The sequence below is a fragment of the Nocardia sp. NPDC050435 genome, assembly GCF_040655395.1.
Taxonomy (GTDB): Bacteria; Actinomycetota; Actinomycetes; order Mycobacteriales; family Mycobacteriaceae; genus Nocardia.
Genome location: NZ_JBFAJW010000006.1, coordinates 441,728 through 463,588 on the forward strand (window position 1 = coordinate 441,728; position 21,861 = coordinate 463,588).

Below are 21,861 nucleotides of genomic sequence, written 5' to 3' on the forward strand. Positions count from 1 at the left end.
CGCGGCGGCAGGGTGATCGCGGGGGTGCGCGCGCTTGCGGGGCAGGCCTTCACGGCGACCACTGTGTGGACACGGCCCAATTACGATCGCGGCGGCGCGCATAAGCAGCGACGGGACGTCACGACCGCGGCTTACCGGGCCTCGCGAACCGCGGCGCGCCGCTCCCACGCGCGTCGGGACGCGACGGCGGCGATCCGACAGGGTCGGCACCAACTGCGGTGGCCACACCGTGCATCACCCACAGCGGGACGCGAGCGCCCACAACTCACCCGGCACCGACACCGATCGTGGTCGGCGCGCATCGGCCTCGGCAGGACGCCGCAGTGGCGCTTGCCGGTCGGCGGGGCAGCCGCGGCCGCGGCGTCACGCTTCAGCCCGCGTTGTCGGCGCATGTCGCACACGCGTGACCGCCCCCTCGCGTTCGCCTCGGTGCTCTCCGGCCTGGTGCGCGGCCGCCCCGCCACCGAAACCGGGGTGGGGGGTGGAGCAGCTTGGAGGGCCGGGTGGGGGCGGTGGCAGAGTACCGGTGTGCCTACCAATCGGACGACGACCGGATCGCTGCTCACCGCCCTGTGCCCGGACCTGCGGTCCGCGCTGACCAGGGTCGGCTACGACGCCGATACGCTGCTGGCGGCGCTGGGCGAGGATGTGCACGCGGCGCTGGGGCGGTCGGAGCCCGTGCCGGTGCGGCGGGCGGCCCGGGAGCTGGGGGAACTCGGGGTGCTGGTGCGGCTGCTGCTGCTCGGCGACGCCGTGCCCGAGCGTGAGGTCGCAGCGGCGCTGGCGCCGGTGCGCATCGAGCAGGCGGTGGCGGCCGGGCTGCTGGCGCGCGACGGCGGCGAGGTGCGGGCGGCACTGGATCTGCGGCCGCTGGACGCGGGCGCGGGCACCCGGTGGATTCTGTCGGATCTCGACGACTCGATGCAGCGGCGCACGCTCAGCGAGGAGCACGTGCTCGGTGTCGGCCACGCGTCGCTGTCGCTGCTGCGCGCGACTCCGACCCGACCGGTCGGCTCCGTGCTCGATCTCGGCACCGGCTGCGGCGTCCAAGCCGTGCACGCGGCCTCCTACGGCCGCTCGGTCACCGCCACCGACGTGAACCCCCGCGCGCTGTGGCTGGCCGAGGCCACCGCGGCACTGAACGAACTCGACATCGAACTGCTCGAAGGCTCCTGGTTCGAGCCGGTGGCCGGGCGGCGCTTCGATCAGATCGTCGCCAATCCGCCGTTCGTGGTCGGGCCCGCCCGCATCGAGCACACCTATCGCGATTCCGGGCTCGCCCTGGACGGCGCGAGCGAACTGGTCATCTCCCAGGCCGCGGAGCTGCTCGCCCCGGGCGGCACCGCGGCCATGCTGGCGGCCTGGGTGCACACCGAGGACGACGACTGGCGGCACCGCGTCTCCTCCTGGCTGCCCGCCCACGGCGTCGACGCCTGGGTGGTGCAGCGCGACGTCGCCGACCCCGCCCTCTATGTCGGAACCTGGCTGCGCGACGCCGGACTGGATCCGCGCGACCCCGCCGCCCAGGCGCGGGCAGAGCAGTGGCTGGACGCGTTCGCGACCGCCGAGGTCACGGGCGTCGGCTTCGGATTCGTCTACCTCCGCGCCATCGACGGCCCCACCGAGTTGCTCGCCGAGGACCTCACCCACGGATTCGAGGACCCGCTCGGCGGCGAGGCCGTCCAGTATTTCGAACGGTCGGCCTGGCTGCGCGCGGTCGCCGCGGACAACGATCTGGCCTGGAACGCCCGTTTCACCGCGGATGCCGCGACCGCACTGGAGCGCGTCTACCTGCCCGGCGCGGACGGCTGGGAGCAGCGGGTGGCCCGCCTGCACCGCGGCGACGGACCGCGCTGGCAGCACGAGGTGGACGAGTCCACGATCGCCCTGGTCGCGGGAATGCGTGCGGACGGTTTGCCGTTGTACGAACTGATCGAACTGCTGGCGCTTGCCCATGGATCCGAGGAAGTCTCCGCGGAATTCGCAGGCGAGGCGCTCTCCGTGGTGGCAGGACTCGTTCGTCACGGATTGGTGCGCCCCGTATAGACATTGGGCCACGAGTGGGCGTCGGCGGCGGGATCGGACCACCGGTGTTCCGGCAGCAGATCCTTCTCAGGAACTTCTCAGCCGCAAGTCGGTAAAACCGCAGCTCAGGACGGTTTACCGGAGGCTGAAACGGGAACTTTCTCTCTGTCGGGTCCGTTGTTCGGGATGAGACACCACCGACAGGAGGCAAGTCATGACCAGCCCCGCCACCACTCGTGTGCGCCCCAGCGATTCCGACCTCGACGCCCAGAGCCCCGCCGCCGACTTGGTACGCGTGTACCTGAACGGCATCGGCCGGACGGCACTGCTCACGGCCGCCGACGAGGTCGAGCTGGCCAAGCGCATCGAGGCGGGCCTCTATGCGCAGCATTTACTGGAGACCGGCAAGCGCCTGTCGGCCACCCGTAAGCGCGATCTGGCCATCATCGTTCGCGAAGGCCAGTCCGCCCGCTCGCATCTGCTCGAAGCCAATCTGCGCCTCGTGGTCTCGCTCGCCAAGCGCTACACCGGCCGCGGCATGCCGTTGCTGGATCTGATCCAGGAAGGCAATCTCGGACTCATCCGCGCGATGGAAAAGTTCGATTACGCCAAGGGTTTCAAGTTCTCGACCTACGCCACCTGGTGGATCCGCCAGGCCATCACCCGCGGCATGGCCGATCAGAGCCGCACCATCCGCCTACCTGTGCACTTGGTGGAGCAGGTCAACAAGCTGGCCCGGATCAAGCGCGAGCTACATCAGCAACTGGGCCGCGAGGCCACCGACGACGAGCTGGCCAACGAGTCGGGCATCCCGGTGGAGAAGATCTCCGATCTGCTCGATCACTCCCGTGATCCGGTCAGCCTGGACATGCCGGTCGGCAACGACGAAGAGGCGCCGCTGGGCGATTTCATCGAGGATTCCGAGGCCACCTCGGCCGAATCCGCGGTGATCGCCGGCCTGCTGCACCACGATGTGCGCAGCGTGCTCGCCACCCTGGACGAACGCGAACAGCAGGTCATCCGCCTGCGCTTCGGCCTGGACGACGGCCAGCCGCGCACACTCGATCAGATCGGCAAGCTCTTCGGCCTCTCCCGTGAGCGGGTCCGTCAGATCGAACGCGAAGTGATGTCCAAGCTGCGCAAGGGTGAGCGGGCCGATCGCCTGCGCGCCTACGCCAGCTGATCCACCTGCCGCACCCGCGGCAGCTCCCCACTCGGGTGTTCCCAGTCGACGGGGCACCGTGAAACGCCGACCGGTGCCCGCGCGTCCTGACCCCTCCAGGTTCGCGCGAACCGGTCGGCCTGCTGTGTACCGGAGTCTGGTGGTCCACGGAACGCGGATGTGTGTGCGCAGCACACGCACGAGGGCTCAGCCTTGTGGCGCCGGGATCCGAATCACCTTCCGCAGCCTTCCCCGCATCTCCAGTCCAGGCCGCTGTAACGCGCACCCTGGTGAATCGCCCGGATCCTGTTCCCGCACACGATGCGCGCGGCGCTTCCGGACGGGGAAGTCTGCCTCCCAAGGAGCACAACGGGTTTCGCGACTACGAGGCACAGGGTGACAGAACACCGCACCACGCCGGCGGACATCGCGGCACAGCTCGCGAATACCACCCGGGAGGGCATTTCCTGGTGGCTGGACATCTTCGCCCGCTGCAATGCCAACCTCATGGCCGAACTTCCGCAGGCGGAGGCACTGACCTGGGCAGCCGTCTACCTTCAGGCTCTCCATCAAGCCGCGGAAACCGGTGATGTCCCCCTCACGGAAACCCTGTGGCGGCGCATTCTGGTAACGGTCCATCTGCTGCAACGTTTCGGCGCAGCCGCCGTCGCCCGAATCTGCTCTCCGCTGGCCTGCTATACGCATTTCCGCACCACCGTGGGCATGCCCCCAGACGCTTTCGCGGCCGAGTACGAAGCAGCCGTGTCGGCACTGAACACCGCCGCTCGCCCTCTGTCCGACCCCGATCTGATCGACAGAATCCGCTGGATCGCCGGAATCCACCGCGCGGCCGGGCTCCTCGACGGACTCGCTGCATTTCTGCCTGACCCCGAACTCCAGCTGGAGATCGCCTCCTGGACCGCGGTAACGAGACGCTGAGACCCGGTGGTTTCGAGGTTTCGCAACCTCGGTCGATGCTGCTGTTATTCGGCGACGACTGTTCCCTGGTGGTAGAGGATCGTCCAGTCGCCGCTGATGCGTTGCCAGACGGTCAGGCGCCGGGTCAGCCGCTCGGGTTGGCGGAGCGAGTAGGTCAGCAAATAGGTGTCCGGCGCGATCTCGCGTAGCTGGAAGTCGCAGGTCGTCCACAGGTCATCGCCGTGGGGATGCTCGCTGGCGGCGAGTTGTCGTTGTTCGATGGTGGCCCAGACGAATTCCCGGCTGTAGCGCTTTCCGGAAGCGCCGGTCTCCCAGAAATCGGGTGCGGTGGACCGCTCGAAATCCGCACGGGTGGTGCCGAATTCGGGTCGGTGAAAGATCGGCTCTCGACGTTCGAGTTCGACGAGAACATCCCGCAGATGGGCTGCGGTGGGTCGGTCGGGTTCGGATGCCGGCTGGGCCATGCTGATCATCTAGTCAATCGTCGCGAGGCGTCGAGAGTAGGTCGCGGGCGAGGCAGACGAAGTCGTCGGCCCCGCCCGGACGACTTCAAGCCAGGCGGCGAGGGCCGACGTCGAAGCGGCTGGGTTCCGGGCCGATGCGGGCTCGGGCGTAGAGGATGGCGGCGGAGGTGGGTGAGGCCAGGACCGGGTCACAGGAGAGTTCGCGGATTTCGGGGAGGTCGTCGAACATGGCCGAGATGCGCTGGGCCAGTTCGACGAGGGCGGCCTTGTCCACGCGGGGGCTGGCCGGAGTGCCGGAGAGCAAGGTGGCGGCGCGGGGGGCGTCGATCAGGGCGGTGGCTTCGGCGCTGGTGAGCGGCAGTGCGCGGTAGGCGCGATCGCCGAGAAGTTCGATGATCATGCCGGAGAGGCCGAACTCGATGACCGATCCGAAAGAAGGGTCGTCCTGCACCCGCAGGACGCAGCCGACGCCGACGGGCGCCATCTTCTGGAGGTGCAGCACCGGATCGCCACAGACCTCGCTCAGATCGCGGTAGGCCTTCGCGACGGCCTCCGGCCGCCACAGATCCAAGCGCACACCGCTGAGATCCGGTCGGCGACGCCACAATTCACCGGTGGCCTTCGCCGCCACCGGGTAGCCGAGTTCCTCCGCCGCGGCGACGGCCTCCTCCGCGCTGCGGACCTCCCGGAATTCCACGACGCCGATGCCGTAGCAGTCCAGCAGATCGACGGCCTCCAGGTCCGTCAGCCAGCGCCCCTCACCCTCCCGCATCCAGCCCGCGACCAGCGCCCGCGCCCGGTCGGGATCGATCCCGTCGGGCCGCACCACCGTGGACACCGGCTTGTCGCGCCACTGCGCGTAGCGGCCGACCATGGCCAGCGCCCGGGCCGCGCGTTCGGGATCCGGGTAGGACGGGATGGAGCCCCGCACCGCCATCCCTCGCTCCCCGCGCACGGCCAGCAGGTTCGGAATACCCTGCTCGGCAACGAAAGTCGTGAGCACCGGCTTGGCGGCTTCGGGCACCGCGGCCGTGGCGGCCCGGATCGCCTCGGCGAAGCCGGCCATCGGCAGCGGCACCGGGGGCGCGAAAACGACGATGACGGAATCGATCTCGTCCGAACGCAGGGCGGCGACGACCGCGTCCAGATAATCCCCCGGCGTCGCGTCGGGCCCCAGATCCACCGGGTCGCCGACCGTGTGCTCGTCCACCGTGCGCTCGGTGGGGCGCGGCCCGCGGGCCGGCAGTGGTTCGGGCCGATGGACTTCCAGCCCCTCACTGCGCGCGGCGTCGAAGGCGAGCCAGTTCAGCGCGGCACTGTTGCCGATGATCGCGACACGCGGCCCCGCGGGCAACGGCTGGTATCCCAGCAGCGCCGCGCAGTCGAACAGCTCCGAGATCGAATCGACCTGAACGATTCCCGCCTGTGCGAACAGGTCGCGCACGATGGAGCGGTCCATATCGCCGGTGGGCTGGGCCCGGGCCGCGAACCGGCCGCTGCTCACCGCGACGATCGGCTTGGTCCGCGCGACCCGGCGCGCGATCCGGGAGAACTTGCGCGGATTACCGAAGCTCTCCAGATAGAGCAGGATCACATCGGTATCGGGCGCGGTGTCCCAGTACTGCAGCAGGTCGTTGCCGGAGACATCGGCGCGGTTACCGGCCGAGACGAAGGTCGACAGACCCAGATTGCGGGCCGCGGCCTCGCCCAGAATGGCCGCGCCCAGCGGGCCGGACTGACAGAAGAATCCGATCCGGCCCCGAGCCGGCAGCACCGAGGCCAGCGTGGCGTTCAGCGACACCTCCGGGTCGGTGTTGGCGATGCCGAGCGCGCTGGGCCCGACGACTCGCATGCCGTGCCCGCGCGCGGCGGCGATCAGATCCCGTTCGGCGGCGACGCCCTGCGGCCCCGTCTCGGAGAATCCGGCGGTGAGCACCACCAGGCCCTTGACGCCCTTGGCCATGCAGTCGTCGAGCACCGACCCGATCGAGGCCGCGGGCACCGCGACCACGGCCAGATCCACCTCGTCGGGGATATCGCGCACCGTCGGATAGGCGCGCACGCCGCGCACCGCCGTCCGGGTCGGATTCACCGGATAGACCGGCCCCTGGAACACCCCGTTGAGCAGGTTGGCCAGCACCACCCCGCCGACCCGCCCGGCCGCCGGCGTCGCGCCGATGACGGCCACCGAGCGCGGTGCGAGCAGATTCCCGACGCTGCGGGCCTCGGACGCACGCTCGCGCGAATCCCGCACCGTGACAAGCGCTTCGGTCGGATCGATGGCGAATTCCAGGTGCAGCACCGAGCCGTCGCGGCTGCGCTCGACCTGATAGCCCGCGTCCCGGAACACGGTGACCATGGCCGAGTTCTCGGCGAGCACCTCGGCGACGAACGTCTCGATCTTGTTCTCGGCGGCCGCCCCGGCCAGGTGCTCGAGCAGGATCGAACCCAGCCCGCGCCCCTGATGCTCGTCGGCGACCACGAAGGCGACCTCGGCGGCCCGCCCACCGGCGCGGTCGAGCAACTCGTAGCGGCCCACGCCGATGATCGCCTCGCCCAGCTCGACCACCAGGCCGACCCGGTCGTGATAGTCGACATGGGTGGTGCGGTAGAGATCCTTGGGCGAGATCCGCGGGTAGGGGCCGAAGTAGCGCAGGTAGCGGGTGCGGTCGGAGAGCGCGGCGTGGAAGGCTTGCATCCGGTCCGCGTCGTCGGGGACGACCGGGCGCAACCGGACCACGCCGCCGTCGGAGGCGAGCACGTCGGCGAACCAGTGCTGCGGCGGAGGCGGCGGCACCGCGGGCGTGCCGGGGGTGTCCGGCAGGGGTGTCGGCTCAGTCACGGGGGTCCTCCGGATCCAGGCCGAGCAACCCGAAAGTGGCGCGGCGCGTGGCCAGTACGGCCGTGTCCACGGCACGCTGGGCGCGGTCGATCTGCGCGTCTCCAGTTTCCCCCGTGCCACCCGGTCCGTCCCAGGGCCGGAATGTGACATCGCCCCCATCGCCCATGGTGCGCGGCGGTTCGACCGCGGGCGCGGCGGCCCGGACGGTGTCGAGCCAATCCCGCGGGATCTCCGTCTCCGGCGCGATGTCGCGGTCCAGCGCGGCGGCCAGGAGATGCGTCCAGGCGCGCGGCACCACCCGGACCAGCCCGTATCCGCCGCCGCCGACGGCCAGCCAGCGCCCCTCGGCGTAGCGGTCGGCGAGTTCGCGCATGGCCAGGAAGGCCGCGCGCTGCCCGTCGACGGTGAGTTCCAGATCCGCGAGTGGGTCCTCGCGATGGGTGTCGACGCCGCACTGACTGACCACGATCTGCGGCCGGAACGCCGCCAGCGCGCCCGGCGCGACGGCATGGAAACCGCGCAGCCACTGGGCATCCCGGGCGCCGGGCAGCATCGCGAGATTGAGCGCGGTGCCCTCGGCCGGGCCCATGCCCGTCTCCTCCGGCCACCCGGTGTTGGGCCACAGCGTGGCGGGATGCTGATGGATGGAGAAGGTCAGCACTCGCGGGTCACCGTAGAAGGCGCGCTGCACGCCGTCGCCGTGGTGCACATCCACGTCCAGGTAGGCGATGCGGTCGAACCCGTGGTCGAGCAGCCAGGAGATGGCGATCGCGGCATCGTTGTAGATGCAGAACCCCGAGGCGGCGTCGGGCATGGCGTGGTGCATGCCGCCGCCGATGCTGACCGCGCGCCGGGTGCGGCCCTCGGCGATGGCCTGGGCGGCGGCCAGCGTGCCGCCGACGATGACCGAGGCCGCCTGGTGCATGCGTGGAAAGACCGGATTGTCCGGTGACCCGAGCCCGTGCGGCGGCGCCTGCGGCGCGCCCGGCGGCTGCACCGCGTGCTCCACGGCCTCGATATAGGCGGCGGTGTGCACCCGGAGCAACTCGCCCGGGGCGGCGGGTTCGGGTTGAACCGGCTCGACACCGTCGAGCAATCCCAGACTTTCGGCCAGCGCCATGGTGAACTGCAGGCGCGCCGGCTTCATGGGGTGCTCCGGAGTCCAGGTGTAATCCAGGAACTTCTCGGTCCAGACAACGGTTCCCGATGCCCGAGTGACGGGTGTGGCCATATTTGCCACGGTACTTGGGAAGCTGGCGCACCCGCGCGACGTTCCTATGCAGTAGAAAGAGAGTAAGTGCGAACACGGCCAGACGCCGTGCGCCGAAGCCGATTCCCACAAGCAGTGCCTCACGTCGGGGCCGCGCCACGGCATGTGACGCGGCCGCGGTGCGGTGCTCGCGCGTGGGTAGAATTCGTGCCGACGAAGGGGTAACAGGTGAAGGATCTGGTCGACACCACGGAGATGTACCTCCGTACCATCTACGACCTCGAGGAGGAGGGCGTGGTGCCCCTGCGCGCCCGCATCGCCGAGCGCCTCGAGCAGAGTGGTCCGACGGTGAGCCAGACTGTCGCGCGGATGGAGCGCGACGGTTTGCTGCTGGTCGCCGGTGACCGCCATCTGGAGCTGACCGACAAGGGCCGCAGCATGGCCATCGCGGTCATGCGCAAGCACCGCCTCGCCGAGCGTCTGCTCGTCGACATCATCGGCCTGGACTGGCAGAACGTGCACGCCGAGGCGTGCCGCTGGGAACACGTGATGAGCGAGGATGTCGAGCGCCGCCTGGTCGAGGTGCTCAACCACCCGACCACCTCGCCCTACGGCAACCCGATCCCCGGCCTGGACGAGCTGGGCATCACCGCGGTCGCGCCGTCGGAGGAGACGCTGGTGCGCCTGTCGGATCTGCCGCACGGCCAGGGCCACGCGGTCGTGGTGCGCCGGCTGGCCGAGCACATCCAGACCGATCCGGAGGTCATCGGCCGGCTGCGGGAGGCGGGCGTCGTGCCCGATGCCCGCGTCACCGTCGAATCCAAGCCCGGCGGCGTGGTGATCACCGTGCCCGGCCACGCGGGTTTCGAGCTGTCGGACGAAATGGCCCACGCCGTCCAGGTGAAGCTGGTCTGACCGGTGAAACTCCTGGTGACCGGCGGAGCCGGATACGTGGGTGGCGTCTGCGCGCAGGTGCTGCTGGAACAGGGCCACGAGGTGGTCGTCGTCGACGACCTGAGCACCGGCAACGCCGACGGCGTGCCCGCCGAGGCCCGGTTCGCCGAGGGTGACATCGCCGAGACGGCAGTGGCCCTGCTGCGGGCCGAATCCTTCGACGGCGTCCTGCATTTCGCGGCCCAGTCGCTGGTCGGCGAATCGGTGCAGAAGCCGGAGAAGTACTGGCAGGGCAATGTGGTGAAGACGCTGCAGCTGCTGGAGGCGATGCGCGAGACGGGCACGGCCCGGCTGGTGTTCTCCTCCACCGCGGCCGTCTACGGCGAGCCCGAGCAGGTGCCGATCACCGAGGACGCGCCGGCCAAGCCGACCAACCCCTACGGCGCCTCGAAGCTGGCCATCGACCACGCGATCACCTCGTACGCGATCGCGCACGGCCTGGCCGCGACCAGCCTGCGCTATTTCAACGTGGCGGGCGCCTACGGCGGGCTCGGCGAGAACCGGGTGGTGGAAACCCATCTCATCCCGCTGGTGCTCCAGGTCGCCCTGGGCCACCGGGAATCCATCGCGGTCTTCGGCACCGACTGGCCCACCCACGACGGCACCGCGGTGCGCGATTACATCCACATCCGTGATCTCGCGCAGGCGCACGTGCTGGCGCTGGCCGCCGCCGAACCCGGCGCGCACCGCATCTACAACCTGGGCAGCGGCACCGGTTTCTCGGTGCGCGAGGTGATTTCGGCGTGCGAGCGCGTCACCGGGCTGCCGATCGCCGCGGTGGACGCGCCGCGCCGCGCCGGCGACCCGGCGGTGCTCATCGCCTCCAGCGAACGCGCGATCGCCGAGCTCGGGTGGCGGCCCGAGCACAACGATCTCGACGAAATCGTCGCCGACGCTTGGAAGTTCACCCAATCGCTGGGTGCCCGGGCGCACAGCGCGAAGTAGCGGCCTCATCGGACCAGCGGTCCGAGATCGATACCGAGGTCGGCGGCCATCGCGTGACCGCTGCGCCCTACCCGGCGCAGCGGTCCGGGCCGCATTCCCGAACGCAGCCCCGCCTCCAGCAGGCCAGCCATGCTGTGGCGCGGGTCGGCGGCCAGGGCCACGTCCAAGGCCATCCCGGCGAACGGGCCGTCGCCGCGCACATACGCGCCATACCCCAGCAAGGCGGCGGGATGGGCGCGCTCCGCGCCGGGCAGCGCCCGAACCAGGCGGACCCACAGCCGTTCGGCGGCCGCGGCCTGGTCGGTGTAGGCGAGCGCGTACAGCGCGCCGCGCACCATCGGTTCCCGTAGCGCCCCAACGAGTTCCGCCAGTTCCGCCGGACCGGGCAGCGACCCGACGGCCGCGTGCGCGACCTGCCACAGCACCCCCTCCAGCAGGGCGCGGTGGTAGCTGTCGACTTCGCCGTGACGCACGGCCCGGGCGTAGCGCTCCCGGGCCCGCTCGCTCGCGCCTTCCAGGTGCACCGCCACCGGGGCGCACAGGGCGGGGTCGAGGTCGAGCACCGCGGTCAGCTCCGCACGCGAGCCGTGGATCGGCCGGCCGTCGAGCACGCTCGCCAGCGCGATCGACGACTGCCCCGGATCGGGCAGCACGCCGCCGCCGGGCCCGCCCAGCAGCGGCCACCAGTGTTCGCCGGCGTCGATGGCCGGTACCGCCCAGGCGCCCGCCAGCAGGATCTCCTGCGCGGCCAGGCGCTTGTCGAGCGCGGCGACCAGCGCGGCGTGCGGTGTGTCCGGAGCGGGGCGGCGGGGCGGCCCCGGCTCGGGCCGGGCCGCCTGCTCGTCGACGACCACGACGAGTACCTCCTCGGCTTGCTCGGCGGCGCAGATGCGGGCCAGGCAGGCCGCGATCTGCCCGGCGCGCGCGGGCGGGCCGCCGGCTGGTTCCAGATCGAAGCGCGCCACCGCGTCGATGACCGGCGCGCTGCCGGGCGGCGCCGCGGCCCGCAGCACGGCGGCCACCAGCGAGCGCTGCGGCACGAAACCGAGCATCGGCGGCAGCGCGACGATCAGTTCACCTGGGTCGGCGATCCGCAGGGGTGAGCGAGCCCACTCACCGCCCCGATAGAACGGGGTGGGGTCGGCGCAGTGCGGCGCCGGCGGCCGGGGCCGGCGGCGCGGCAGCCCGACGGCACAGTAGGGGTTCGGGGCGCCGTGCCCGAGGGTGGCGGGAAGTTCGGCTGAGGTGGTCATGGGCCGAGCATGCGCCGGGACCGTCCCGAGTGCGGTGGAGCGAACTGGGCTTTCGCGGGCGCTGTGGACAAACCGGGAACTGGGGACAACCACGGCCACGGGGCCGGGCCCGGCGCCGAATCTGTCGGTGGCGCCTGCTATCGCGCCGGATCAGCCGTTCTGGACCTGCCGCACCGTCGTGCCGTACAGCTGGTCCAGCGCCGCGATGTCCGGTTCGAACACCCCGAAGGTCAGGTACGTGACCGTGATGCGCACATCGCCGACCTGGCCCAGCAGTGTCCGCATCGAGCGGTTCCGGCCGACTCCGCCCAGGTCGGGAATCACGTTGCGCCGCAACGCGATCGCGTCGCCGGGCAGCCCCGGCGCGGGATCGAGGCGGGTGGCAACGGTGGTGAGGGCGCCGGCCTGGTTCACCCGGATCTCGGTGCAGCGCTCGAGCTGGTCGCGCAGCACCGGCAGGGGCAGGCGGCTGCGCGTCAGTTCGACGGTGACCGTCGCCCGCGTGCCGTCGTCGGTGCCGACGGCGACCGCGGTCTGATCCGGGCCGAAGGACTGCTCGAGCGGCCGGCAGCCCGGCGGGTAGACCGTGGCGCCGCGGGTGATCCCGATCAGATCGCCCGCGGCCTGGGCGGCGGCCTCGGGCGGCAGCCGGACCACCGAGTATCGAGCGGGGAATTGGTCGTCACCGGGCAGCAGGCCGTCGAGCCCGGAGACGACGTGCGCCTGCACGGTCGTGGCCTCCCCCGCGACCGGATGCCCGGCGACCGTGCTGCCGCACCCGCTGACCAGCACCGCGCAGCTCAGTGCGGCGGCTCCCGGCCACCGCGCGCGTGACGATCCCGGCACACTCACCCGGCCACTGTGCCAAATCCGCCACGCCCGTCCGCGTTGCCACGCCGACCGGGGCGGGTCCCGATCGAACCGCCGCAGGAGGCTTGAATCACGACAGAATCGGGAACTCCTTGATTCGGGTCCCCGGGCTCCGCCCGGCGGGCACCGTGGCGCGGCGAATTGTGCGGGCCGGGAATGCCACAGGCGAATCAGCTGTTGCCTCGACGTACGGGTCGGTGTCCACTACCGTGCGCGGTGCTTGTCACCGGCATGGGGGACAATGGACATGGTTGACGCACCGCGCAGTGCAACAACGGGTAAGCGAGGACACCGACGTCCGAGCTACTCGGAAAGCCGGAAAGCGGACCGCGCAGGAAGGAGTACGCGATGGAGCACGAGTCGCGCATGTACGAACTGGAGTTCCCCGCTCCGCAGTTGTCGTCCGACGACGGCTCCGGGCCCGTCCTGGTGCACGGGTTGGAGGGTTTCACCGACGCGGGTCACGCGGTGCGCCTGGCCACCACGCATCTGCGCGAGAGCCTGGAGAGCGAACTGGTCGCCTCGTTCGACGTCGACGAGCTGCTCGATTACCGATCGCGCCGTCCACTGATGACGTTCAAGACCGATCACTTCAGCGATTACGCCGAACCCGAGCTGAACCTGTGGGCGGTCAAGGACACCGACGGCACGCCGTTCCTGTTGCTGGCCGGCATCGAGCCGGATCTGCGCTGGGAGAAGTTCACCACCGCCGTGCGCCTGCTCGCCGAGCAGCTGGGCGTGCGCCGCAGCATCGGCCTGTCCGCGATTCCGATGGCGATTCCGCACACCCGCCCGCTCGGGGTCACCGCGCATTCCTCGGATCGCTCCCTGATCACCGATCATCAGCGCTGGCCGGGCGAATTGCAGGTGCCGGGCAGCGCGTCCTCGCTGCTGGAGTACCGGATGGCCCAGCACGGCCACGAGTCGGTCGGCTTCTCGGTGCACGTGCCGCACTACCTGGCGCAGACCGCCTACCCGGAGGCCGCGCAGACGCTGCTGGAGAACGTCGCCGACAACGCGGGCCTGTCGATTCCGCTGGCCGCGCTCGGTGAGGCGGCGGCACGGGTGCGCGAGCAGGTCAACGAGCACGTCTCGGGCAACTCCGAGGTGGAGACGGTCGTCAACGCCCTCGAGCGCCAATACGACAGCTTCGTCTCGGCGCAGGAGGAGCAGACCTCGCTGCTGGCCAGTGATGAAGAACTGCCCAGCGGTGACGAACTGGGCGCGGAGTTCGAGAAGTTCCTCGCCGAGCAGGGCGGCTACGACGGAGACGGCGCGAAATAGGCTCTGTCCGCCCTGATCGGGCCGCCCACGGGGTGGCCCGTAGGGTGGAACGAGTGGATCTGACCGAACTGCTCGAGATACCGGGGACCGACGCCGACGCGCTCTACGAATCGTTCGCGATCTGGGCCGAGGAACAGGGCACTCCGCTGTATCCGGCGCAGGACGAGGCGATCATGGAGCTGGCCTCCGGGTCCAATGTCATCCTCGCCACTCCGACGGGCTCCGGCAAATCCCTGGTTGCGGTCGGCGCGCACCTGTTCGCGCTGACCCGGGGCCTGCGCACCTACTACACCGCGCCGATCAAAGCCCTGGTCAGCGAGAAATTCTTCGCGCTGTGCGAGGTATTCGGCGCCGACCGGGTCGGCATGGTGACCGGCGACGCCGCCGTCAACGCCGACGCCCCGATCATCTGCGCCACGGCCGAGATCCTGGCGAATCTGGCGCTGCGCGAGGGCGCGGCGGCCGAGGTCGGGCAGATCGTGATGGACGAATTCCACTTCTACGCCGATCCGGATCGCGGCTGGGCCTGGCAGGTTCCGCTGATCGAGCTGCCGAACGCCCAATTCCTGCTGATGTCGGCCACCTTGGGCGAGGTCGATTTCTTCGCCGCCGACCTCGAGCGCCGCACCGGGAATCCGACCGCCATTGTCGCCGGCACCGAACGCCCGGTGCCGCTGAGCTTTTCCTACGCTCGCACGCCGATCACCGAGACGCTCGAGGATCTGGTCACCACCAACCAATCCCCGGTCTATGTCGTGCATTTCACCCAAGCCGCCGCGTTGGAGCGCGCCCAGGCGCTGACCAGCGTCAATTTCGCCTCCCGCGCCGAGAAGGACGCCATCGCCGCGGCGCTGGGCGAATTCCGGTTCGCCTCCGGCTTCGGCAAGACGCTCTCGCGGCTGATCCGGCACGGGATCGGCGTGCATCACGCGGGCATGCTGCCCAAATACCGCCGCCTGGTGGAGCGCCTCGCCCAGGAGGGCCTGCTGAAGGTCGTCTGCGGCACCGACACGCTCGGCGTCGGTATCAATGTCCCGATCCGCACGGTGCTGCTGACCGGCCTCACCAAGTACGACGGTGTGCGCACCCGCCGGCTCAAAGCCCGTGAGTTCCACCAGATCGCGGGCCGCGCGGGCCGCGCCGGCTTCGACACGATGGGCACCGTGGTGGTGCAGGCGCCCGAGCACGAGGTGGAGAACACCCGCCGCCTGGCGAAGGCGGGCGATGACCCGGTGAAGCAGAAACGGGTGCAGCGCCAGAAGCCGCCGGCCGGTTTCGTCTCCTGGAGCGAGGAGACCTTCGACCGGCTCGTGGCCGCGCAGCCCGAGCCGATGGTGTCGCGGTTCAACGTCACCAACGCGATGCTGCTCAATGTGATCGCCCGCCCGGGTAACTGCTTCGACGCCATGCGGCACCTGCTCGAGGACAATCACGAACCCCGGCCCGCGCAGCGCCGGCACATCCTGCGCGCCATCCGCCTCTATCGCGCGCTGCGCGATGCCGGTGTCGTGCAGCAGCTTCCGGAACCCGACGCCCACGGCCGCCGGGCCCGGCTCACCGTCGACCTGCAACGTGATTTCGCTCTCGATCAGCCGCTGTCGCCGTTCGCGCTGGCGGCGCTGGACCTGCTGGACAAGGACGATCCCGGCTACACCCTGGATGTGATCTCGCTCATCGAGTCCACGCTCGAGGATCCGCGGCAATTGCTCATGGCCCAGCAGCACAAGGCGCGCGGCGTGGCGATCAACGAGATGAAGGCCGACGGCATCGAGTACGACGAGCGCATGGAACTGCTCGAGGAGGTGACCTGGCCCAAGCCGCTCGCGGAGCTGATCGATCCCGCCTACGAGACCTACCGGGCGGGTCACCCGTGGGTCTCGGAGTTCGCGCCGTCGCCGAAGTCGGTGGTGCGCGACATGCTGGAACGCTCGATGACCTTCGCCGAGCTGATCTCGCATTACGAGCTGGCCCGCTCCGAAGGCGTCGTGCTGCGCTATCTCGCCGACGCCTACCGCGCGCTGCGCCGCACGGTCCCGGACGCGGCGCGCACCGAGGAGCTCGACGACATCACCGAATGGCTGGGCGAGCTTATCCGCCAGGTGGATTCGAGCCTGCTCGACGAGTGGGAGCAGCTCACCAACCCGGGCGCGGAGTCCGACGCGAACCAGGTGGCCTTCGGCGCGGAGTCGGTCCGTCCGATCACCGCCAACGAGCGCGCCTTCCGCGTCATGGTCCGCAACGCGATGTTCCGCCGCGTCGAACTGGCCGCCCTGCGCCGCTGGTACGACCTCGAACAGCTGGGCGGTCCGGACTGGGAAGCCGAGCTCGCGCCCTATTTCGAGGAGTACGAGCGGATCGGCACCGGGCCGGACGCGCGCGGCCCGCGCCTGTTCCAGGTGGAGCCGCGGCCCGGGTTCTGGCATGTTCGCCAGACCCTGGACGATCCGGCGGGTGATCACGGCTGGGCGCTCGAGGCGGTCGTCGATCTGGCCGAGTCCGACGCCGCGGGGGAAGTGGTGTTCGACGAGGTCACCGTCGCGGCCGGCTGACCGCCAGACGTTTCGGACCGGCGCGCCGCGGTGGCGCTCCGGACGACCGCTGTCCAGTTCGTTCTTCCAGGCCAACCGCGTGTATTGTCGCGGACTGTTGCCTGCACGCCGCCCTCTGGCGCCCGATCGAAAAGAGTTCCCTTAGATTGACCGATCGAAACCTGCTCGAGTCGCCCCGTCTGGTCATCGAGCTCAACCGGGTCCGCGCGAACTATCGCGCACTGCGAGCCGCACTTCCCGCGGCACGAATTCGCTTCGCCGTCAAGGCGAGTCCGGTGCCGGAGATCATCCGGCTCCTGAACGACGAGGGCGCTGAGTTCGACGTCGCCAGCATCGGCGAGATCGAGCTCTGCCTCGCGCAGGGGGTCGATCCGGCACAGATGTGCTACGGCAATCCGATCAAGAAGTCCGCCGACATCGCCCGCGCCTTCGCGCTGGGCGTGCCCCGCTACGCCTTCGACACCGAAGACGATTTGCTGCGCATCGCCGAGCACGCGCCGGGCAGCGAGGTGGAGTGCCGCTTCCTGGCCGCCACGCCGGCCTCGACGACGCCCTTCGGCACCAAGTTCGGCTGCGCGCCGAGCGAGGCGCTGCGGCTGCTGGTCCGGGCCCGTGATCTCGGCCTGATCGTGGCCGGGCCCTACTTCCACGTCGGGTCGCAGCAGACCGATCCGGTCGCCTGGCGGATCGGCATCGAGCAGGCCGGCACGATCGTGAAAGCGCTGGCGGACAAGGACATCGAGGTGCGCTCGGTGAATATCGGTGGCGGGCTGCCGATCTCCTATGCCACCGCCGCGCCCGAGGTCGGGGAGATCGCGGCGGTGGTGGACACCGCGGTCGCCGAGTTCCTGCCGGCCGGCGCCGGCCTCGTGGTCGAGCCGGGCCGGGCGCTGGTCGGCAACGCGGGCACCATTCATGCCGAGGTGATCGGCATCCGGATCGCGCCGGACGGCCGGCGCTGGGTGTATCTCGACATCGGCCGCTACAACGGCATGGCCGAGACGGAGAACGAGTACATCGCCTACCGGTTCGTCACCGATCGCGACGGCGACCCCGTCGACGAGGCGGTAGTCGCCGGACCGACCTGCGACGGCGACGATGTACTGTATCAACGCACAAAGGTCCTTTTGCCGACCACGTTGCGAGCCGGTGATCTCATCCAGATCCTGCATACCGGCGCCTATACCGCGAGTTACTCGTCGGTGTCCTTCAATGGTTTTCCGCCCTTGACCGTTCATGTCTCGGGCGCTGAGCGAGAGTGAGTTTGCCTATCATGACGGCGGATTTCACCGGCTGGCACGTGCTGGCCGAGTTCGGTGGTGTCGACGCGACCCTGTGCGACGACCTCGAACGACTCGAATCGGCGTTGAAAGAGTCTCTGATCGCGGCGGGCGTCACCATCTGCGAAGTCGTTCACAAGAAGTTCGATCCGCAGGGGGTGACCGTCCTCGCGCTGTTGTCGGAGTCCCACGCCTCGATTCACACTTATCCGGAGTCCGGCGACATTTTCGTCGACGTCTTCACCTGCGGGAGCATCGGTGCGGGCGCGACGAAGGCCGTCGAACTGCTGCGGGACAAACTCGAGCCCAAGGACGTGCGGATGCAGGTCATCCAGCGCGGGCACGGCGCGGAGAAGATCCGCGAACCCGTCGGCGCGGGCCTCACCCGGATCTGGGATCTCGACGAGGTCATCGTCGACACCAAGACGCCGTTCCAGCACATGGTGATCGCCAGGACCGATCAGGGCGTCAGCCTGTTCTCCGACGAGGATCGCCAGTCGACCGAGTTCTCCCAGCTCACCTACCACGAGGCCATGCTGGTGCCGGGGTATGTGCTGGCCGAGAAGCTCGACAAGGTGCTGATCGTCGGTTCGGGTGAGGGTGTGGCCTCGCAGCTGTCGGCGGCGGCGGGCGCGTCGCTGGTCGACCACGTCGACATCGATCAGCTCGAGGTCGAGTTGTGCGCGAAGCATCTGCCCTACGGCTACACCGAGGCCGATCTGGCCGCGGCGGTGGCGCAGGACGGCCCGATCAAGATGCACTACGCCGACGGCTGGGATTTCCTGGCCCAGGCCGAGGCCGCGGGCACGCAGTACGACATGATCGTCATCGACCTGCCGGACGAGCGGGTCGAGGACGCGCAGCACAACCGCCTCTACGAGGACGAGTTCCTGCAGCGCTGCAAGTCGCTGCTGGCCGAGGGCGGCGTGCTCGCCGCGCAGGCCGGCTGTCAGACCATGTGGCGCAACGAGACGTTGAAGCGCTCCTGGGATCGTTTCCACACCCTGTTCGACACGGTGGTGCCCTACGCCAGCGACGAGCACGAGTGGACGTTCCTGTTCGGTGTCGCCAAGTCGATCGAGGACCCGGTCGCGCAGATGACCGCGCGTCTGCAGACGCTGCCCTACCGTCCGGAAACCCTCGACGCGCGGGCGCTGCTGCGCGGGTCGATCGAGCCGTACGCGCTGCGCAAGTAGAACCTGCCCGAAGACCTGGGCCCGCACGGAAAACCGTGCGGGCCCAGTGTTTTTCGACGCCTGTCGCCGAACAGCTGTGCCGCACAGGCACACTCGCGCCGCTCAGGATCGACGACGCCGCCATTCGGCGATATCGACTCCCCGGCACCCCGATCACTCAGGGGGATTTCACCGATCGTTTACGCCGCCCTTCCGGAGAGAAACCCGCCGTCGACGGGGAGGATGTGGCCGGTGACGAACTCGGCGTCGGCGAGATACAGGACCGCCGAGGTGGTTTCGGACACCTCACCGATGCGGTTGAGCAGTGCGAGCCGCCCGGAACCCGCCTCGTCCCCGTCGCCGAACAGGGGTGTGCGGATGATGCCGGGCGCGACGGCGTTCACGCGGATGCCCGCGGCGGCGAGTTCGGCGGCCAGACTCGTGGTGAGCGCGTGCACGCCGCCCTTGCTGACCAGCGCCGCGGCGGCGGGCAGCCCGGCCAGGGCGTGATTGATCAGGACGGTGCCGATGTTGACGATGCTGCCGCCCGCACCCTGGCTCAACAGCCGGCGGACCACCGCCTGGGTGGTGCGAAATGTGCCCTTGAGGTTGCCGTCGATGTAGCGGTCGAGATCGGCCTCGGTGACCTCTACGAAAGGTTTCGCGCCGAAGATACCGGCGTTGTTGACCAGCACGTCGACCCGGCCGAACCGCTCGACGGCGGTGCGTACCAGGTCGGTACCGGTCGCGGTGGCGCCGATGTCGCCGACCACCTGGGCCAGCCGCTCGGGCGCCCCGAGTTCTGCGGCGACGGCGGCGAGCTTGTCCGGGTCGCGGCCGTGCAGCACCACATTGTCGCCACGCGCGGCGAAGGCCCGGGCGATATCGCGGCCGATGCCGCTCGAGGATCCGGTCACGATGACCGTCTTCGCTGTCATGGTCTTCTCCTTCATCGGTTGATACGACCGGTCGTCTTGGAACGGGCAGCGGAAGCGCCCGGCCGGGCGCGTGTCCTCAGGGGCGGAAGTAGTCGTCCAGCAGTCGGCGCAGACACTTTCGCAGCGGTTCGAGGGTGCGATCGATCTTCATCCGGATGACCGCGCCCTCCCACGATTCGATCAGCAGATCGGCGAGATCGACGGCGTCGATATCGCCGCGCACGCTGCCCTGCGCCTGCGCCTCGCGCAGCGCCGCCGCCATCGCGTCCCGCCAGATCCCGAAGGCCGACGACAGCGACTCGCGCAGCACCTCGCTGCCCTCGAGTTCCGCGCCGAGGTTGGCGATAAGGCAGCCGCCCGTGAAATCGGCGGCGGCGAACTCGTCCATCTGCCGGGTGAAGAACGTCCGCAGCCCGGTCAGCGGATCCGGGGCCGGGTCCAGCGCGGCGGACATGTTGCGCTGGATGCAGAGCGAATGATGGTCGATGACAGCCTGACCGAAGGTCTCCTTGCTGTCGAAATAGTTGTAGAACGACCCCTTCGGCACCCCGACCGCGTCCAGCACCTGTTTGATGCCGGTGCCGTGGTAGCCGTTGGCGAGAAACTCCGCCGCGCCCTCTTCCACGAGGAGTCGGCGGGTGTCGTCGCTGCGTCTGGGTCGTGCCATGCGAACAAATATACGACCGGTCGTCTCAAAACCCAAACAGGCAGTTCAGGACGACCTTCGCCAGCTCTCGCAGTGCGGCAGGAAAGCCGCGAGGTGGGTGGCGGCGAAGTCGGCGGAGTACCACAGCGCGGGCTCGGCGGCGGCGGTCCAGACGTAGGTCCAGGCCGGGTGGCCGGCGAGATCGACCGTGCGCAAGTCGTATTCGTCGTCCTCGAAACCGTCGAGGACGTCCCACTCCGCCCGGTCGAGCCCGGACAGCAGCAGCCCTTCCGCCAGCCCCCCGGGGTCCGGCACCAATCCTGGATAGACCCGCCCCGGCAGCGCGGCCACCCGCCAGCCGGGCAGCCGCGCGGGCGTCCGGTCCGGGCAGCGGCCGAGCAGGGCGGTCAGTACCTCGGGAAACTGCAATGTCCCATAGACGAAGAGCACGTCACCCTCACCGGTCAGCGCCTTCAGCCGACTACTCCGCACACCCGACACCGTGCCCGCACCGGCGCCCGCCGCGCAACCCCCGGGACGACGGCTACGCGGACAGGCGGCGGAACGCGCGGGGGTCGTGCGCGGAGAAAATAGTGATCTCGCTGCCGTGCGCCCGATTGAGTTCGACCAAGCGACGGCGGTTCTCGTGATACAGCCCGGGCACAACCGCTCCGGATTCGTAGAGCCGCCAGATCCACGGCGTGTGCGGGCGCACCGGATCGATCTCACTGCCGAGGTAGTAGGCGTCGCCCGCGTGCAGCAGCCAGCCGTCTCCGGTGTCGACGGCCACGCCGACATGGCCGCGGGTGTGGCCGGGCAGCGGGATCACCAGGATCTCCGACGGCAGGCCGGGCAGATCGCGCACCGCCTGGAAGCCGAACCAGTCCGCGCCGCCGGTTTCGTTGACGAGCCATTTCGGTTCGTGCGACCACTGCTGCTTGCGGTAGCGCAGCCGCTCCCCCAGCGACTCGCGTGCGGTGACCGCGCGCAACTCCGGCCCGTGCACATGCACGGTCGCGGCGGGGAAGTCGGCGAGGCCGCCCGCGTGATCCAGATCCAGGTGTGTGAGAACGATGTCGCGCACGTCGGCGGGGTCGTAGCCGAGCCCTTCGATCTGCCGGACCGCGGTTTCGCGCTCCCGTAGCTCGGCGCCGAGCACGAACCGGGCGGGCCCGACCATGCGCCCCGGATCGCGCACGCAGCCGAGCCCGTACCCGGTGTCGACGAGCACCAGCCCGGAATCGGTCTCGATCAGCAGGCAGTGATCGACCACGCCCTGGGACATGGTGCCGCAGTTGAGATGATGAATCCGCACCGGCCGAGCG

Annotated in this window: 18 protein-coding genes; 9 read left to right on the forward strand and 9 right to left on the reverse strand. The window is 69.8% G+C overall.

Annotated elements, in window-relative coordinates; all coding sequences use genetic code 11:
* Window positions 1-528 precede the first annotated feature (528 nt).
* The 3 genes from AB0I43_RS21335 (at window position 529) to AB0I43_RS21345 (ending at window position 4,126) form a co-directional block, all read left to right on the forward strand.
* On the forward strand, window positions 529-2,046 hold the full coding sequence (locus tag AB0I43_RS21335; RefSeq protein ID WP_356975429.1) for a methyltransferase: 1,518 nt from the start codon (window positions 529-531) through the stop codon (window positions 2,044-2,046).
* Window positions 2,047-2,239: 193 nt separating this feature from the next.
* On the forward strand, window positions 2,240-3,208 hold the full coding sequence (locus AB0I43_RS21340) for a sigma-70 family RNA polymerase sigma factor (protein WP_356975427.1): 969 nt from the start codon (window positions 2,240-2,242) through the stop codon (window positions 3,206-3,208).
* Between the two features lie 375 nt (window positions 3,209-3,583).
* Window positions 3,584-4,126, forward strand: coding sequence for a hypothetical protein (locus AB0I43_RS21345; RefSeq protein ID WP_356975426.1), 543 nt, complete (start codon window positions 3,584-3,586; stop codon window positions 4,124-4,126).
* A gap of 44 nt (window positions 4,127-4,170) precedes the next feature.
* Here AB0I43_RS21345 and AB0I43_RS21350 read toward each other — a convergent pair whose 3' ends face one another.
* The 3 genes from AB0I43_RS21350 to AB0I43_RS21360 form a co-directional block, all read right to left on the reverse strand.
* On the reverse strand, window positions 4,171-4,599 hold the full coding sequence (locus AB0I43_RS21350; RefSeq protein WP_357432582.1) for a DUF4440 domain-containing protein: 429 nt from the start codon (window positions 4,597-4,599) through the stop codon (window positions 4,171-4,173).
* 76 nt (window positions 4,600-4,675) lie between these two features.
* A complete protein-coding gene (locus AB0I43_RS21355; protein ID WP_356975422.1) occupies window positions 4,676-7,432 on the reverse strand; it encodes a GNAT family N-acetyltransferase in 2,757 nt (918 codons plus the stop codon).
* The gene (locus tag AB0I43_RS21360) at window positions 7,425-8,663 is read right to left on the reverse strand and encodes an acetoin utilization protein AcuC (protein ID WP_356975421.1); all 1,239 of its coding nucleotides are present in this window, start codon (window positions 8,661-8,663) and stop codon (window positions 7,425-7,427) included. The genes AB0I43_RS21355 and AB0I43_RS21360 overlap by 8 nt, the downstream gene beginning before the upstream one ends.
* Window positions 8,664-8,870: 207 nt before the next feature.
* On the opposite strand from AB0I43_RS21360, the gene AB0I43_RS21365 reads away from it, so the two are divergent.
* Together AB0I43_RS21365 and galE are read left to right on the forward strand one after the other, a co-directional pair.
* Window positions 8,871-9,557, forward strand: a complete 687-nt coding sequence (locus tag AB0I43_RS21365) for an iron dependent repressor, metal binding and dimerization domain protein (RefSeq protein WP_356975419.1) — start codon at window positions 8,871-8,873, stop codon at window positions 9,555-9,557.
* A 3-nt stretch (window positions 9,558-9,560) separates the two neighbouring features.
* Window positions 9,561-10,541, forward strand: coding sequence for a UDP-glucose 4-epimerase GalE (gene galE / locus AB0I43_RS21370; RefSeq protein ID WP_356975417.1), 981 nt, complete (start codon window positions 9,561-9,563; stop codon window positions 10,539-10,541).
* Between the two features lie 5 nt (window positions 10,542-10,546).
* Here the strand turns inward: galE and AB0I43_RS21375 are convergent, their stop codons facing one another.
* On the reverse strand, window positions 10,547-11,794 hold the full coding sequence (locus AB0I43_RS21375; RefSeq protein WP_356975415.1) for a DUF4192 domain-containing protein: 1,248 nt from the start codon (window positions 11,792-11,794) through the stop codon (window positions 10,547-10,549).
* 150 nt (window positions 11,795-11,944) lie between these two features.
* Window positions 11,945-12,646, reverse strand: a complete 702-nt coding sequence (locus AB0I43_RS21380) for a sensor domain-containing protein (RefSeq protein WP_356975413.1) — start codon at window positions 12,644-12,646, stop codon at window positions 11,945-11,947.
* Window positions 12,647-13,012: 366 nt separating this feature from the next.
* Between AB0I43_RS21380 and AB0I43_RS21385 the strand changes: the two genes are divergently transcribed.
* From AB0I43_RS21385 to speD, 4 genes are all read left to right on the forward strand, one after another.
* Window positions 13,013-13,948 (forward strand): PAC2 family protein, encoded by a 936-nt coding sequence (locus AB0I43_RS21385; protein WP_356975412.1) that lies wholly within the window; start codon window positions 13,013-13,015, stop codon window positions 13,946-13,948.
* A gap of 53 nt (window positions 13,949-14,001) precedes the next feature.
* On the forward strand, window positions 14,002-16,497 hold the full coding sequence (locus AB0I43_RS21390) for a DUF3516 domain-containing protein (protein ID WP_356975410.1): 2,496 nt from the start codon (window positions 14,002-14,004) through the stop codon (window positions 16,495-16,497).
* Between the two features lie 161 nt (window positions 16,498-16,658).
* Window positions 16,659-17,759 carry a type III PLP-dependent enzyme gene (locus AB0I43_RS21395; RefSeq protein WP_356975788.1) on the forward strand — a complete coding sequence of 367 codons (1,101 nt, stop codon included), beginning with the start codon at window positions 16,659-16,661 and terminating at the stop codon, window positions 17,757-17,759.
* A gap of 11 nt (window positions 17,760-17,770) precedes the next feature.
* A complete protein-coding gene (speD, locus tag AB0I43_RS21400; protein WP_356975409.1) occupies window positions 17,771-18,973 on the forward strand; it encodes an adenosylmethionine decarboxylase in 1,203 nt (400 codons plus the stop codon).
* Window positions 18,974-19,152: 179 nt separating this feature from the next.
* Here the strand turns inward: speD and AB0I43_RS21405 are convergent, their stop codons facing one another.
* From AB0I43_RS21405 to AB0I43_RS21420, 4 genes are all read right to left on the reverse strand, one after another.
* Window positions 19,153-19,890 carry an SDR family NAD(P)-dependent oxidoreductase gene (locus AB0I43_RS21405; protein ID WP_356975407.1) on the reverse strand — a complete coding sequence of 246 codons (738 nt, stop codon included), beginning with the start codon at window positions 19,888-19,890 and terminating at the stop codon, window positions 19,153-19,155.
* 76 nt (window positions 19,891-19,966) lie between these two features.
* The gene (locus tag AB0I43_RS21410; RefSeq protein ID WP_356975405.1) at window positions 19,967-20,557 is read right to left on the reverse strand and encodes a TetR family transcriptional regulator C-terminal domain-containing protein; all 591 of its coding nucleotides are present in this window, start codon (window positions 20,555-20,557) and stop codon (window positions 19,967-19,969) included.
* A gap of 45 nt (window positions 20,558-20,602) precedes the next feature.
* On the reverse strand, window positions 20,603-21,028 hold the full coding sequence (locus tag AB0I43_RS21415) for a gamma-glutamylcyclotransferase family protein (RefSeq protein WP_356975403.1): 426 nt from the start codon (window positions 21,026-21,028) through the stop codon (window positions 20,603-20,605).
* A gap of 52 nt (window positions 21,029-21,080) precedes the next feature.
* The gene (locus AB0I43_RS21420) at window positions 21,081-21,851 is read right to left on the reverse strand and encodes an MBL fold metallo-hydrolase (protein ID WP_356975401.1); all 771 of its coding nucleotides are present in this window, start codon (window positions 21,849-21,851) and stop codon (window positions 21,081-21,083) included.
* Window positions 21,852-21,861 lie beyond the last annotated feature (10 nt).